The 12,800-nt window shown below is 63.7% G+C and carries 15 protein-coding genes; 5 read left to right on the top strand and 10 right to left on the bottom strand.

The annotated features are described in order from the left end of the window. Nucleotides 1-374 precede the first annotated feature (374 nt). The 5 genes from B4N44_RS07955 (at nucleotide 375) to B4N44_RS07935 (ending at nucleotide 5,732) form a co-directional block, all read left to right on the top strand. A complete protein-coding gene (locus B4N44_RS07955; RefSeq protein ID WP_296699005.1) occupies nucleotides 375-1,205 on the top strand; it encodes a hypothetical protein in 831 nt (276 codons plus the stop codon). Nucleotides 1,206-1,221: 16 nt separating this feature from the next. Further along, complete coding sequence (locus B4N44_RS07950; RefSeq protein WP_296699004.1) at nucleotides 1,222-2,124, top strand: PhnD/SsuA/transferrin family substrate-binding protein; 903 nt, start codon at nucleotides 1,222-1,224, stop codon at nucleotides 2,122-2,124. Continuing rightward, nucleotides 2,121-3,551, top strand: a complete 1,431-nt coding sequence (locus tag B4N44_RS07945; protein ID WP_296699002.1) for a sensor histidine kinase — start codon at nucleotides 2,121-2,123, stop codon at nucleotides 3,549-3,551. The genes B4N44_RS07950 and B4N44_RS07945 overlap by 4 nt, the downstream gene beginning before the upstream one ends. Further along, entirely contained in the window at nucleotides 3,548-4,846 is a 1,299-nt protein-coding gene (locus B4N44_RS07940; RefSeq protein ID WP_296699000.1) for a sigma-54-dependent transcriptional regulator, read from the top strand. The genes B4N44_RS07945 and B4N44_RS07940 overlap by 4 nt, the downstream gene beginning before the upstream one ends. Nucleotides 4,847-5,186: 340 nt before the next feature. Beyond that, nucleotides 5,187-5,732 carry a rhodanese-like domain-containing protein gene (locus B4N44_RS07935; protein WP_296698998.1) on the top strand — a complete coding sequence of 182 codons (546 nt, stop codon included), beginning with the start codon at nucleotides 5,187-5,189 and terminating at the stop codon, nucleotides 5,730-5,732. A 166-nt stretch (nucleotides 5,733-5,898) separates the two neighbouring features. Here the strand turns inward: B4N44_RS07935 and B4N44_RS07930 are convergent, their stop codons facing one another. The 10 genes from B4N44_RS07930 to B4N44_RS07885 form a co-directional block, all read right to left on the bottom strand. After that, nucleotides 5,899-6,027 (bottom strand): hypothetical protein, encoded by a 129-nt coding sequence (locus B4N44_RS07930; RefSeq protein WP_296698996.1) that lies wholly within the window; start codon nucleotides 6,025-6,027, stop codon nucleotides 5,899-5,901. A 440-nt stretch (nucleotides 6,028-6,467) separates the two neighbouring features. Continuing rightward, a complete protein-coding gene (gene moaD, locus B4N44_RS07925; RefSeq protein WP_296698993.1) occupies nucleotides 6,468-6,722 on the bottom strand; it encodes a molybdopterin converting factor subunit 1 in 255 nt (84 codons plus the stop codon). A gap of 199 nt (nucleotides 6,723-6,921) precedes the next feature. Then, nucleotides 6,922-8,172 carry a gephyrin-like molybdotransferase Glp gene (gene glp, locus B4N44_RS07920; protein WP_296698991.1) on the bottom strand — a complete coding sequence of 417 codons (1,251 nt, stop codon included), beginning with the start codon at nucleotides 8,170-8,172 and terminating at the stop codon, nucleotides 6,922-6,924. A gap of 2 nt (nucleotides 8,173-8,174) precedes the next feature. Beyond that, on the bottom strand, nucleotides 8,175-8,705 hold the full coding sequence (moaB, locus tag B4N44_RS07915) for a molybdenum cofactor biosynthesis protein B (RefSeq protein ID WP_296698989.1): 531 nt from the start codon (nucleotides 8,703-8,705) through the stop codon (nucleotides 8,175-8,177). A 12-nt stretch (nucleotides 8,706-8,717) separates the two neighbouring features. Further along, nucleotides 8,718-9,185 (bottom strand): hypothetical protein, encoded by a 468-nt coding sequence (locus tag B4N44_RS07910; protein WP_296698986.1) that lies wholly within the window; start codon nucleotides 9,183-9,185, stop codon nucleotides 8,718-8,720. A gap of 127 nt (nucleotides 9,186-9,312) precedes the next feature. Next, nucleotides 9,313-9,624 carry an ATP-binding cassette domain-containing protein gene (locus B4N44_RS07905; RefSeq protein ID WP_296698983.1) on the bottom strand — a complete coding sequence of 104 codons (312 nt, stop codon included), beginning with the start codon at nucleotides 9,622-9,624 and terminating at the stop codon, nucleotides 9,313-9,315. 167 nt (nucleotides 9,625-9,791) lie between these two features. Continuing rightward, complete coding sequence (locus tag B4N44_RS07900; protein WP_296698981.1) at nucleotides 9,792-10,418, bottom strand: cytochrome b/b6 domain-containing protein; 627 nt, start codon at nucleotides 10,416-10,418, stop codon at nucleotides 9,792-9,794. Continuing rightward, nucleotides 10,415-11,404: a cytochrome c3 family protein gene (locus B4N44_RS07895; RefSeq protein WP_296698978.1), complete on the bottom strand. Its 990-nt coding sequence runs from the start codon at nucleotides 11,402-11,404 to the stop codon at nucleotides 10,415-10,417. Before B4N44_RS07895 ends, B4N44_RS07900 begins: the two co-directional genes overlap by 4 nt. 50 nt (nucleotides 11,405-11,454) lie before the next feature. After that, nucleotides 11,455-11,862 carry a hypothetical protein gene (locus B4N44_RS07890; RefSeq protein ID WP_296698976.1) on the bottom strand — a complete coding sequence of 136 codons (408 nt, stop codon included), beginning with the start codon at nucleotides 11,860-11,862 and terminating at the stop codon, nucleotides 11,455-11,457. Further along, the gene (locus B4N44_RS07885) at nucleotides 11,859-12,545 is read right to left on the bottom strand and encodes a 4Fe-4S dicluster domain-containing protein (protein WP_296698973.1); all 687 of its coding nucleotides are present in this window, start codon (nucleotides 12,543-12,545) and stop codon (nucleotides 11,859-11,861) included. Before B4N44_RS07885 ends, B4N44_RS07890 begins: the two co-directional genes overlap by 4 nt. Between the last annotated feature and the right edge of the window lie 255 nt (nucleotides 12,546-12,800).

Below are 12,800 nucleotides of genomic sequence, written 5' to 3'. Positions count from 1 at the left end.
GAGGGTTGGCGATTCGGGGTCCAGTGGGCTTTGGAGTGCATCCGACATACCAGAGCGACGTGCTGAGTTTTACAGGCCAATGATTTAATTCATAAAAACTAGAGTTTCTGGATCAGCACCGTCCCTGCGGGGGCGGTGTTTGGGTTACCTAAAGGTAACGCGACTCCCTGTGTTGGCACCAAAAAAACGCAGCAAAACAAATGGATGGGATGGCCGTAACGCGTTTCCGCCGGTGTTACCGAAAGTAAACGCAGCGGCGAGCGCGATGCATGGCCGGGACGGGAAGCGACGGCGCCGCACGAGTTGGTGTGTACGCACCGACTGCGCCATACTGAGTGTGTCGAAATCAGAGCGACCGATCGAGGGTCTGCATCATGTCCGCCGTGTTGGAACATCGCGTCGATCGATTGGAGGATGCGCTCGAAGCCTTCACCCGAAGCGTCGGTGTCGAGTTCAATAAGGCCTACAACGGCCAGGTTCGTTTGCAGCAGGAGATGCTCGCTTTCAAAGACGAGATGCGTGTCTTCAAGGACGAGATGCGTGTCTTCAAGGACGAGATGGGCGCCTTCAAGGACGAGATGCGCGTCTTCAAGGACGAGATGGGTGCCTTCAAGGACGAGATGCGCGTCTTCAAGGATGAAATGGGTTCCTTCAAGGACGAGATGAGCGCCTTCAAGGACGAAATGAAGGACTTCAAAGACGAGATGCTGGACTTCAAGAACGAGTCCTTGCGTTACCGGGAAGAGGCGGAGCGCGACCGCAAGTCGATGAATCGGCAATGGGGCGAGCTGGCGAATCGTCTCGGGACCCTGGTCGAGGATATCGTCGCGCCGAACCTCCGGCGGGTTGCGCGAGATCTTCTGGGCTGTCCGCAGCCCGATCTGTTCGGTGTCCGTCTGCGCCGTCGTTTCAACGGCGATAGTCGGGAGTACGACGCGCTCCTCGTCTGTCCGGGGTTCGTCCTGATCAACCAGACGAAGAGTCGTCTGATCAGTGCAAACGTCGATGAGCTGTTGCGGGTCTTGTCGGAGTTTCCGGATGTCTTTCCGGAGTTCGAGGATCGGCGTTTGATCGGCGTGCTGGCCAGTCTTTACCCGGACCAGAGCATCGTCACCTATGCCACATCAAAAGGCGTGCTCGTGATGGGTATGGGCGATGAAACCATGGATGTCCTCAACCCGTCGGCGTTGGACTCCGGCGATTAAATCGCCTGCGACCCGCATGGCGCCCGTCGCGAAACGTCCGACGTCCTCTCCCTGCTCACGCCGCACCTTTCTCTCCGGTCTGCTGGCGGCCGGCATCGGCCTTGCCGGCGGCCGAGCGGATCCCGTACGCGCGTCGAGCCAGCCGTTGCGCTTTGGCCTGACGCCCGTTGTGCTCGACGATCGGATCGGTTTCCTGAATGCCTGGGCGGATTGGATCGAGGGCGCGTTGAGTCGACCTGTGGTCTTCGTCCAGCGCTCGCGCTATCGCGAGATCTTGGATCTCTTGCTCCAAGGGCGCATCGACCTGGCCTGGATCTGCGGCTATCCCTATGTCCGGAACCGGTCTCGTCTGGAGCTGATTGCGGTGCCGCGCTTTCGGGGCCGCCCGCTCTATCAGTCCTATTTCATTGTCGGCTCCGATTCCGAGATCCAGCGCCTGCACGACCTCGAGGGCCGACTCTTCGCATGGGCCGATCCGGATTCCAATTCGGGGTATCTCTATCCGCGCTTTCGACTCACCAGCGACGGCAAGGATCCGGATCGTTTCTTTCGGCGAACCTTCTTCACCTGGGGACATCCGCGCAGCGTCGAGGCAGTGGCCGAAGGCTTGGTCGACGGCGCGGCCGTCGATAGCTATGTCTGGGAGACGCTGGCGCGCGGTCATCCCGAGTTGACCGCACGGACGCGCGTGCTGGAGCGCTCGCCGGAATTCGGTTTCCCACCGATCGTTGCCGGTCCGGCGCTGTCCGATCCCGATCGGCAAGCCATTCGGCGCGTTCTTTTGAGCCAGGTCCAGGATGCAGCCGGTCGTACGCTCCTGAACGAGCTCAATCTCGACAGCTTCGGTCTCGAGACGCCCGATCTCTATGACGACATCGCACGGATGGCCGGGCGATTGACTGGAGGAAACGGCGCGTGATCCTTTCGCTGTCGAGCTATCGGCTGCGTCTGCCGCTGAGTCTGAGTATTGCGGCCGTGGTGACTGCGTTCTCGATGGCCGTTGCGCTGGGTCTGCAGACCCTGACGAATCTGCGCGAGGATCAAGGCCGCAACGCCTTGACCCTCGGGTACGCAATGGCCGGCGTGCAGATCCAGGCGTTGCGCAACGACGATGTCTGGTTAGCCTACTCGCTTTTGCGCGGTCCGGATGGCGGTGGCGACGCGGTCTGGATCCTGCTCGACCAGGCGGGCCGGATCTTTGCGAGCAACCGCCCGCGCCGCTTCCGCCTGGATCAGCCGATCGAGAACGCCTTGCCGTGGCTCCCGCAAGCACAGCCGCAGGTGATCGACGAGAAGCCCGGACGCGTGTCGGCGGTCGATCGCGAGGATGTCCGCCGCTTGTTGCGCCTGCCGCTTTACAGTGACGGCTCCCAGGTCGGCGAGCTCATCGCCCTGCTCTCCGACGCACCTTATCTGCCCCGGTTTCGCGAGATCCTCCTCGGCGGCGTCCTGGTGACAGGCGGGGTCCTGGCCGTGATGTTGCCGGTCGGTTGGCTCTGGGGGCGACGCATGGTCGGGCCGCTGGTGCAGTTGGCCGATTGCATGGGGCGTGTCGGGCGGGAGGATCCGCGCCGGATGCAGTGCACCCTGCCCGACGGCGACAGCGAGATCGGGCGCCTCGGGCAGCAGTTCGCGGCGATGCTCTCGGCGCTCGCCGAGAAGGAATCCCTGGAGCAGCAGATGATCCAGGCCGAGCGTCTGGCCGCGGTCGGGCAGGTCGCCGCCGGGGTCGCCCACGAGGTCAATAACCCGCTCGGTGGTATGCTGATGGCCATCGATACCTATCGGCGTGCCCATCCGGTCGAAGCGCAGACCGAACGTCTCTTGGACCTGTTGGAGCGCGCGTTGCGTCAGATTCAGGCCTCGGTGTCCGCGCTGTTGGTCGAGGCGCGGGCGGATCTGCGGACCCTGACGCGAGAAGACCTGGAGGATGTCAAGACCTTGGCTCAGCCCAACATCGTCAAGGCCCGGATTGTGCTGAATTGGGAGAACGCCTGCGACTCCGCGATCCGCCTCCCTGCGGCACCGGTCCGACAGCTCCTATTGAACCTGGTGTTGAATGCCGTTCAGGCCGCACAAGGCGGCGGACATGTCGGGGTTCGGATCACGACGCAGGATAACCTCCTTATGATGCGGATCGAGAACAGCGGTCGAGTCATCCCGCCAGAGCAGCTGCTGCATCTGTTCGAGCCCTATCCGGCGAGCCGTCCGCACACGCGGGGTCTCGGCCTCTGGGTCTGCTATCAGATCGTCTCGCAGCTCGGCGGCACCATTCGGGCCGAAACGCAGGGCGAGCTCACGCGGTTTCTGGTCGCCTTGCCGCTGACAGCGGAGTCCCCGGCATGATCCGTGTCTGCCTGATCGAAGATGATCCCATCATGGGCGAGGCCCTGATGCAGCGCCTCGAGCTGGAAGGCTTCGCCGTCATCTGGCATCGCACCGGCGGCGCCGGCATGCGCGCCTTGGCGGCGGGCGGGGCCGACCTTGCCGTCATCGATGTCAATCTGCCCGATCTCTCCGGAGCGGACCTTTTCGCTCGGCTCCTCGACGAGCGTGTCCGCATCCCGCCCAGTCTCTTCATCACCGGCTACGGGACCATCGAGGATGCCGTGCGCCTGCTCAAACTCGGTGCCGCGGACTATCTCACCAAGCCGCTTGATCCGACGGCCTTGATCGAGAAGCTCCGGGCGCTCGCCGGCGTGGCGGGTGCCGGACAAGACACGCAGGGCGAGGAACCGCTCGGGATCTCCGCGTCGATGCGATACCTCGCCGGCGAGCTTGCGAGGATGGCACGCCATGCCCAAACCCCGCTACTGATCGGCGGGGAATCCGGCGTCGGCAAAGAGGTGGTTGCACGTCACCTGCATCGTCTTCAATGTCCGTATGCCCCCTTCGTTGCGGTCAACTGCGCGGCCCTGCCCGAGACCCTGATCGAGGCCGAGCTCTTCGGCCACGAGAAGGGTGCCTTCACGGGTGCCGACCGCCGCCGTGCCGGTGTCTTCGAGCAGGCGGGCAGCGGCATCCTCTTCCTCGACGAGATCGGCGACATGCCGCTCGCACTTCAGTCGCGGCTGCTGCGCGTGGTCCAGGGTCATCAGCTGACGCGTGTCGGCGGAAGCGAGCCGGTCGAGGTCCCGGCGCGTCTGGTCTGCGCGACACACCAGGATCTGGCGGCGCTCGTGCGCGAGGGACGTTTTCGCGAGGATCTCTATTATCGCGTCCGCGTCCTCGAGATCCGGATCCCGCCCTTACGCGAGCGTCCCGAAGACATCCTCTGGCTCGCCGAGCGGTTCGTCGCCGATTACGGTCGACGCGTGCCGCAGGAGCTGCGGGTGTTGACGCCCGAGGACCGCGAACGCCTTCTCCAGCACAACTGGCCGGGGAATGTACGCGAGCTTCACCACTCGCTTGAACGTGCCTGCATCCTGGGGCGAGGTGAACGGCTCGCCCTGGATGACGTACGGAATGCACCGATGGAGACGGGTCTGAAGGCACAGGCGCAAGCCAGCGAGCGCGCGGCCATCGAGGCCGCGCTGGCCGAGCAGGGTTTCAGCATGACCGCAACGGCCGCGCGGCTCGGCATCAGCCGCAAGACACTCTGGCAGAAGATGAAGCGCTACGGCGTCACACGCCGGCAGTAACGGTGCAGGGAGCGCGATTCGATCCGGGATCCAGGCTGGGATCGATCCGGGAGCCCGTGCTCGGCGCGCGGGTTCGCGTCGACAGTCGTGACCCTCGACCTTCGGCAAGTCTTCCGTCCGAGGCCAATGCGCTCCGGCGCGTGATTTCATTGCCCGGACCAAGCGATGTCAAGAGGCGGTTCCGTCAGGTTGGCGACGACGTGTCCATGTCGCTGCTCGGGATGTGCACTTGATCATCGGCCGAATCGAAAAACCCCGCCTAATCATGATCATGTTTTTTGCCGAGCCCGAATGCTAGCTTCTCCTGCCCGTCAATCAAAGCAAACCACCAGGAGATACCATGAATCGCGCACTGTTAGCTGGCCTTCTAGGCTGCCTTGCCTTGGCCCTTCCCAACGCCTACGCCATGACCAGTATCCTGAACGAGACGGACGTCGAAGCCGTCGCGCTGAAGGTCGCCAACGAAACGGTTAAAGGCGGATACCAGCTTGTGACGATGGAAGAGGTCAAGCTGATGTTGGATGCGGACGAGGACTTCGTGCTTCTCGATGCGCATCCGAAATGGGAGTTCGAGATGGCGTATGTCGAGGGTGCCGTGAACTTCGGTTTTCAGTCCAATCACGTCGGCAAGTGGGAAGAGGACGTGACCGACGGTGCACCGTCGCAGGATGATTTTCGCGCGGTATTGGGTCCCGATCTGGATAAGAAGATTGTGATTTACTGCGGATTCACCAAATGCGGGCGTTCCCACAACGCCGCCGTTTGGGCGAAGCAGCTCGGCTACACGAACGTCTACCGTGCGCCGGGCGGTATTACCGCATGGAGGGACCTCGGCTATTCCTACAAGGTCGTCCCCAATGACGCTCATGTCTATCCGAACAAATGATGATCGCGTTGTGACTGCACTTCGAGCTTCCGTGTAGGGTTGCTCGGCGCAGCGTACACCGCAATCCGGGTAGAGCGTGGAAAGGCGCTCGCGGCTACACCCGTTCGGCCAGGTCTCGCAATATGAGATTCCCCGGGTGCATGTCGGTGTTGGCGATCAGCCGGCCTTACCGCCAGAGGTGGTGGATCCGTGCGGCATCCTCTGTCTCCAGCAGACGCGTTGCGACCAGGCCATCGGCCAGGCGGGTCCAGTCGTGGGCGTCCACGCCGAGCAGCGCCGCGTTGACCGTCTCCAAGCTAATAAGGAGGCTGCGGCCGAAGGGACCGTGGCGGTCGAAGCGCCCACCTCGGGGAAGTCGAACGGCTTTGCCGAGAGCAAGAGACCATAGCCGATCCCCGTGAAACGGGAGAATGAGGCCGGGAAGGCCGCCAGTGGCATGTACCGCTCCGGCATGGAACAGCTCGCGGATGACTTGTTACAATGATTACCACGCCGGGTTCAAAGTCTCCGACGCCACACTCCGGACTTGACGCTGGAACGCGGCGACTTCCGTGGCGAGCCAAACGACCGGGGGAACCCGTGCCGCAGCCTCGTGACACCGTTCCGGCGGTGTCACGCTTCTCCTGGCGCTCCGCGCCACATGCCGACTTGGCCGGAGTTATATGCGAACCCCGTTGGCGTACAAAGCACGCCCGCCGCGCTCGCCGACTATGACAAATCGATCGTGTGCCTGCCCTATCCGCCGGTCACCGGCGGGAAGAGTGCGATCTCGTCGCCGTCTTTGATCGTCGTGTCCAGCCGGGCAATCTCTTGATTCACCGCCGCCAGGACGGATTCGCCTTCGCCCAACGTCGTTGACCAGGGTTCGCCGCGGCTACGCAGGTGCGCGAGGAGATCCGCGATGGAGTCGATGTTTTGCGAGAGATCCAATTGCTCCCGCGCCAGTCCAAGACTCTCTCTGAGCCGAGCGAAATACAGGATATCGATCATACATCCGTCCCCTACTCTAAGCCGCCGACGATCCGGCCATACTCTCTTTCGGCCCAAACATCTGCAGTTACAAGTTCACACCGCCATCAGGAATGACCCGCCTAACAAAACCCTATTCACCTGAACCGCGTCCCCGGGTTACTAGATCCGGGGGAGAACGATCCGACCTCCGCCCTATCCATGTCCCGCCGAACGCGGTTCAGCCGAAGAGGCCGTAGAATGGGATGAAGTCCACGAGGTCGCCTTTGCGGATGACCTGATTCTCCGGAATCTCCACCAGGCCATCCGCCCAGGCGACGGAGGAGAGCACGGCGGACGAGCGGCTCGGGAAAACGGCCAGCTCCGGCGTGCCGTCCCCTCCGGTTTGAACGCGCGCCCGATGAAACTCACGACGTTTGTCGGGGCGTGGCCAGTCGAAACCCGCACGGATCCGAAGACTCGGGGGACGCAGAGCCCCGGCGATACCCTGCTGCCGTCCGATCACCGGGATGCCGAAGAGACAAAAGGTCACGAACAGCGAGACCGGGTTACCCGGATTGCCGATGAAGGGCGTCGTACCGATGCGCCCGAAGGCCAGCGGCTTGCCGGGGCGGATCCCAACACTCCACAACTCGAGTGTACCGACGCGCTCCAGCGCGGCCTTGATGTGGTCCTCCTCGCCGACCGAGACGCCTCCGCTGCCGACGATGAGGTCCGCCTGTGCCGCACCCTGCATCAACGCCTGCTCGGTGGCTGCGGGGGTGTCCTCCACGATGCCCAGATCCACCACCTCGCAGCCGAGTCGCTCCAGCAACCCGAAGAGCATGAAACGGTTGGAGTTGTAGATCTGTCCGGGTCCCAGCGACTCACCCGGCATCACCAACTCGTCGCCGCTGGAGAAGACGGCGACGCGCAGACGTCGATAGACACGGACCCGCGCGGCGCCGATCGAGGCCGCGAGCCCAAGGTGCTGCGGGGCGAGACGGGTGCCCGCGGCGATGACCTCGGCACCGGCCCGGATGTCCTCGCCGCTGCGGCGGATGTTCGCGCCGGTTTTGCAGTCGAGCGGGACTTGGACCCAGTCCTCCTCGGTCTCGCAGATCTCCTGGACGACAACGGTGTCGCAGCCTTCCGGGACCGGCGCACCCGTGAAGATCCGCGCCGCGGTGCCGGGTTCGAGTGCGCTCCCGGCTGAGCCGGCCGGGATCCGCTGAGCCACGCGCAGTCGCCCCCCGCAGGGGTCCAGATCCGCATGCCGGATCGCATAGCCGTCCATTGCGCTGTTGTCCCAGGCGGGCACGTCGATCGTGCTCTTGACCGGCTCGGCCAGGACGCGTCCGAGTCCCTCGGCAATCGAGACGGTCTCGGTCTCGCCGATGGGCTCGACGCGCTCAATCAGCCGCTCGAGCGCCTGCTCCTTGGTCAACGACGCGCGCCCGGGTGCATCACAGCCGCAAGGATCAATCGTCATTGTCAACGCTCCAGCAAGCGCGGGATGAGCTGCGCGAAGTTGCACGGCCGGGTGCGACTGTCCAACTGGGCCAGCAGGATGCGATCCCAGGCGGTTCGACAGGCCCCGCTCGAGCCCGGCAGACAGAAGATGAAGGTCCCGTTGGCGAGCCCCCCGAGCGCACGCGACTGCAATGTGGAGGTGCCGATCTCTTCGAGCGAGAAGCTCCGGAACAGCTCCCCGAAGCCCTCGAGCGGCTTGTCGAGCAACGGGGCGACGGCCTCCGGCGTGCTGTCCCGGCCGGTGACGCCGGTGCCTCCGGTGCTCAGGACGACCTGGATCTCGGGGTCGGCGATCCAGGTCGAGAAGACGGCGCGCATCCGATAGATGTCGTCCGGCACGATCTGCTTGGCGACGACCTGGTGTCCAGCGGCCTCGGCGCGTTCGACCAGCAGTCGGCCCGAGGTATCTTGGTCTTCGCTACGGCTATCGGAGACCGTGAGGACGGCAATCTTCAAGGGCAGAAAGCCTTGGTCGTTGAAGTGCTCGGGCATGGTGTTGTCCTGTTATGCGGCGTGTCGTCGTTGTCGCTGACTATCCAGTCTCGTTCCATTGTAAGCGTGGTTGGGCGGCGGTCGCGATTCCAGGCTCGACACCAGTGTCTGCGCAAGCCAGGTGTCTTCATCGTCGACGACCAGCTCGTCAAGCACCCGGATGCGAAACCCCGTTCCCGCCTCGGAGGTCCCATCGAGGTTCAGGGCGCCTCCTGGCGCTCCGCGCCACGTGCCCCTCTGGGCGGAGTTAGGAACGAGCTTCCGCGCGGCACTGGCCTCATCCTCGACCGCCACCCGCGTCTTGACGAGACCACGCGCACGCGCGCCGTCGAGACTCACGTTTTCGCGGATACGGATTTCATCGTTCGAGTGTCCGAACACCTTGCTGGTGAGCTCTGCGACACCCTCGTCCGCGACGGTTACCCAATAGTCGACGGCAAGTTTTCCGACCCGTCCGTGAACCAGCGAAAAATCACTCACATAGCAGGCCCTCCGCCCGACGTGGACCTTGGCCCCCGGGGGATCACCTCGATCATGCCGGATGTGCCGTGATAGTGGGCTTCGTCATCGGTCAACTGAGCGCTGGGCAGGATCCTGATCCGGGCGGTCATGGCATGGCGGGCGGCATCGGGTGTGCTGAACAGGCCAGGAGGACTGCCGCACCGCGCTCGCGCAGGGCCGGGATCGCCTTTTCGATGTATGGCAGCAATGCCGAATCGATGCCGGCATTGGGTTCGTCCAGGATGGCCAGCCGCGAATTCAGGCTCAGCACGGCCGCCAGCTCGATGCGACGGCGCTCGCCGCCCGAGAGTCCTTGAGACAAGGTTCGATCAAGATACCGGCCGGGCTCCAGCGCAACTTGCTTCAGGCATTGGACCGGGTCCGTCTTAACCGGACCGCAGCTCAGATAGTCCGCCACGCTGAATCCCTCCAGGTTTACGGGCTCCTGCCAGGCAGGTGACCCCTTTTTCCACCGGCGCGGCGGCGATAGGGATGAGTGCCTCCGCACGCGGATGCGGCGTTACGCCGATCGCGGCGGCGACCAATCGAACCGGGTTGATCGGCGCTAATCGCGGTCGCGGCCGCTCAGCGCTTCTCGTGCTCATGCCAGCCGGTGATCATCATCCGCACGAGACTGCCGACGCGCTCTCCGGTCGTCGCGAGGTAGATATGGGAGAGCATGAACAGCACGATCACGAGGCCGGCAAGGTAGTGGATTACGGCCACCGAAACCAGCCCGTCCATGCCGAAGACCCGGCGTGGGGCAAGGTCGGGCCAGGTGAAGATGAGGCCAGTGACGACCAGGATCGGCATGAACAGATACATGACAATCCAATACACGAGCTGCTGTAGGGAATTGAAGTTGGCCTGTGGCGTCGGCGGGTAGGGATGCGGCTCACCGTGAAAGATGCCCCGAAAGTAGAAGCGCATCTGCTTGCCTACCCGGTCGCGCCAACCCTGCGGCTTCGGTACGTACTGCCACCAGTTGCCGCTCCAAGCGTTGGCGATGACGAAGAAGCCATAGAGGATCGCGAGCGCGAGCCCGGCGACGATGTGCACGCGGGCCGAGATCTCGAACGGTACCAGCCAGGTCGACTCGGGATCGGCGAAGTGCAGGCTGATGCCGGTGATCGTCAGCACGATCATCAGCACGGCGTTGCTCCAATGCCAGAGCCGAATCCACAACGGCAGGATCAAGACGCGGTCGCTCATGAGCCTTTCCTCTTACGCACAAGGGCACCGATGATGCGCAGGCCGCCGTGCAGGGCCAGTGCGGCCAGCAGCAGCCCGACCAGCCAGTACGCCAGTTGGTCGAGATAGACGTTGCGCGTGGCCCCGATCACATAGCTGTCGCCGAGGATCGCGCTGTTGAGAAAGCCCAGCTCGCTGGCCTCTCGTTCGGTCTGCCAGCGATAGAGTCGCAGATTGAGAGACGAGTCTCGGGAATGGCAGACCGTGCAGTTGCGCTCGGCCTGCTCGGCGTCGAGGATCTGGTGATTGACCGCAATCGTGCTGTGCGTGGACGCGGGTGTGTGGCATTCGATGCAGCGTACCGCCTGCCAGTGGCGCTGCGTGTTGGGCAGCCATTCGTGGATCGTGTCGATGTCCGGCCGCGTCCTGGCCTCGGGCAAGCTTACGCCGAGCTCCGCGAAGCGTTCGTCGGAGTTGTGGCATTCCAGGCACTTGCCGTTGTCTTGTGCGACCACTTGGCGGGCATCGGCGAGGTCTCGGGCAACGCGATCGACGTGCGGGTCATGACAGCTGGTGCATGAGAACCGGTCGCTCAGGTTACGCGCATGGACGCTCCGATCGAGTTGGGACTGGATTCGAAAGGCTTCCTTTGCGTGACACTCCGAGCAACCGAGGATCGCATCACCCGCTTGTTTGTCGTGCGGATAGTCCTGAAAACCCTTGCCATGGAAGGTCTTGCAGGCCATTCCTCCATGTTGTGATTGATTGAATGCGAACGGGTCCATCAGCGCGTCGGCGAGTCGATCGAGGTCCATGCCGGCCTTCGGCGGGAACAGCAGCGCTTGTTCGGTGTGGCACGCGACGCACTCACCGTTCCATTGCCGGACCATCGCGACGGTCGCCGGGTCCGCCGGCATGGCACCGCGCGTCGTCGAGTCGGGTGCCTGTGCGCTTGCCGTGACGCCCGTCACGCTGATGGCGGCAACGCCCGCGACTGACCCGGCCAACCGCATCCAAGCACGAAAGGGTGTCCGGATTGTGCCGAGATGAGCCATGTTTATTGCCCCGGCATCACATAGAACGGCGTTGCCAGTGCGCCGCTGCCGCGGTGGCAACCGAGGCAGATGCCGCGATCGACGGCGCCCGGATAGGCTGCGATCGGGAATTCCTCGCTCCGCAGGTATTGCAGGTCCGCAGGGAACTTCACATTGGCGTGGCAGCCTTCGCAAGCAATCGCCATCAGCTTTGCATGCACGCGGTGGAAGCGTCCGCCGACCTCCATCGTGTAGTCCTCGCCCAGCGAGATGTCGCCCTCTTGGATCAGGTCCGACAGCAAACCGGCGCCCAGCGGCGACTTGCCGTACCAGGGCTCGTCGTCCGTACTCGGCGGATCCTCGGCCATTGCCGGTGCGATGCCGAGCACTGCCGCGGCCAGCCACCCGATGATCCAGCGGCTCGGCCTCATCGCTCACCCCCTTCCAGCACGTAGAAGACCTGCGGCGCGGTGCCGTACTCACGCTTCAACTGCGTCGCCTTACCCTGGCCGATCGCTTTGGCTACGGCCGACTCGGGATTGTCCAGGTCGCCGAACAGCCGCGCATCCACTGGGCAGACCAGGTCGCAGCTCGGCGTATACTCGAAGTCGATGCCGATGCGATCGGCCTTGCCGGCGGCGATCGCCTTCTCCAGCTTGTGCCAGCAAAAGGTGCATTTCTCGACCACCTTGGGCCGCTTGCGGTGGGTCCAGTGACGCTCGGCATCGGGGATCGCCTCGGGCGGCGTCGGCCCTTTGCCCGGGATCAGGTTGGCGACCTCTTGATTCAATTGCGGAACGCCGTAAGGACAGATCGCCGCGCAATAGCCGCAACCGATGCACTTGTCATAGTCAACGAGCACGACACCGAAATCGTTCTTGGTGATCGCGAAGGCGCCCACCCCGTCACAAGCAACCTGACACGGCGGCTCCTCGCAGTGCATGCAGTTCATTGTCGTGAAGGTCCGAAACACATTCGGATAGGTTCCGACCTCGGTCTCGATCATGACGTTCCAAGGCGCCTCGGGCGTCAAGAAGTTCTCGACCGCACAGGCGGCCACGCAAGAGCGGCATCCCATGCAGCGGGTGGTATCGATCAGGCGAGCCAGTTTCATTGCGTTCCGAATGTGCGGTGGAAAAGCAGCAGCCTCTCAAACTGCGTGCCAGAAGGCGGGGGAGGTCGCGGTCGCGCGGGACCAAGCCGCCGATCTTCGGCGCCGCATGGTGAGGCGACCAGTGATGGGGACAAAGGGGTCGTGGGTCGCGCTTGCGAGGGGTTACCGTTACGCAACCCGGCAGGACGGTCCGGGCACTGATGGGACGGTCCGATGTTACCGCCCGGGAACATACGCATGCAGATACGATGCGAT

Source organism: Thiocapsa sp. UBA6158, assembly GCF_002423035.1.
Taxonomy (GTDB): Bacteria; Pseudomonadota; Gammaproteobacteria; order Chromatiales; family Chromatiaceae; genus Thiocapsa.
This window is presented reverse-complemented; position numbering and strand designations above follow the sequence as displayed.

Coding starts and splice junctions, on each gene's coding strand:
- B4N44_RS07955 (WP_296699005.1), top strand. CDS start 375: ATGTCCGCCGTGTTGGAACATCGCGTCGATCGATTGGAGGATGCGCTC.
- B4N44_RS07950 (WP_296699004.1), top strand. CDS start 1,222: ATGGCGCCCGTCGCGAAACGTCCGACGTCCTCTCCCTGCTCACGCCGC.
- B4N44_RS07940 (WP_296699000.1), top strand. CDS start 3,548: ATGATCCGTGTCTGCCTGATCGAAGATGATCCCATCATGGGCGAGGCC.
- B4N44_RS07935 (WP_296698998.1), top strand. CDS start 5,187: ATGAATCGCGCACTGTTAGCTGGCCTTCTAGGCTGCCTTGCCTTGGCC.
- moaD (WP_296698993.1), bottom strand. CDS start 6,722: ATGATCGATATCCTGTATTTCGCTCGGCTCAGAGAGAGTCTTGGACTG.
- glp (WP_296698991.1), bottom strand. CDS start 8,172: ATGACGATTGATCCTTGCGGCTGTGATGCACCCGGGCGCGCGTCGTTG.
- moaB (WP_296698989.1), bottom strand. CDS start 8,705: ATGCCCGAGCACTTCAACGACCAAGGCTTTCTGCCCTTGAAGATTGCC.
- B4N44_RS07900 (WP_296698981.1), bottom strand. CDS start 10,418: ATGAGCGACCGCGTCTTGATCCTGCCGTTGTGGATTCGGCTCTGGCAT.
- B4N44_RS07890 (WP_296698976.1), bottom strand. CDS start 11,862: ATGAGGCCGAGCCGCTGGATCATCGGGTGGCTGGCCGCGGCAGTGCTC.
- B4N44_RS07885 (WP_296698973.1), bottom strand. CDS start 12,545: ATGAAACTGGCTCGCCTGATCGATACCACCCGCTGCATGGGATGCCGC.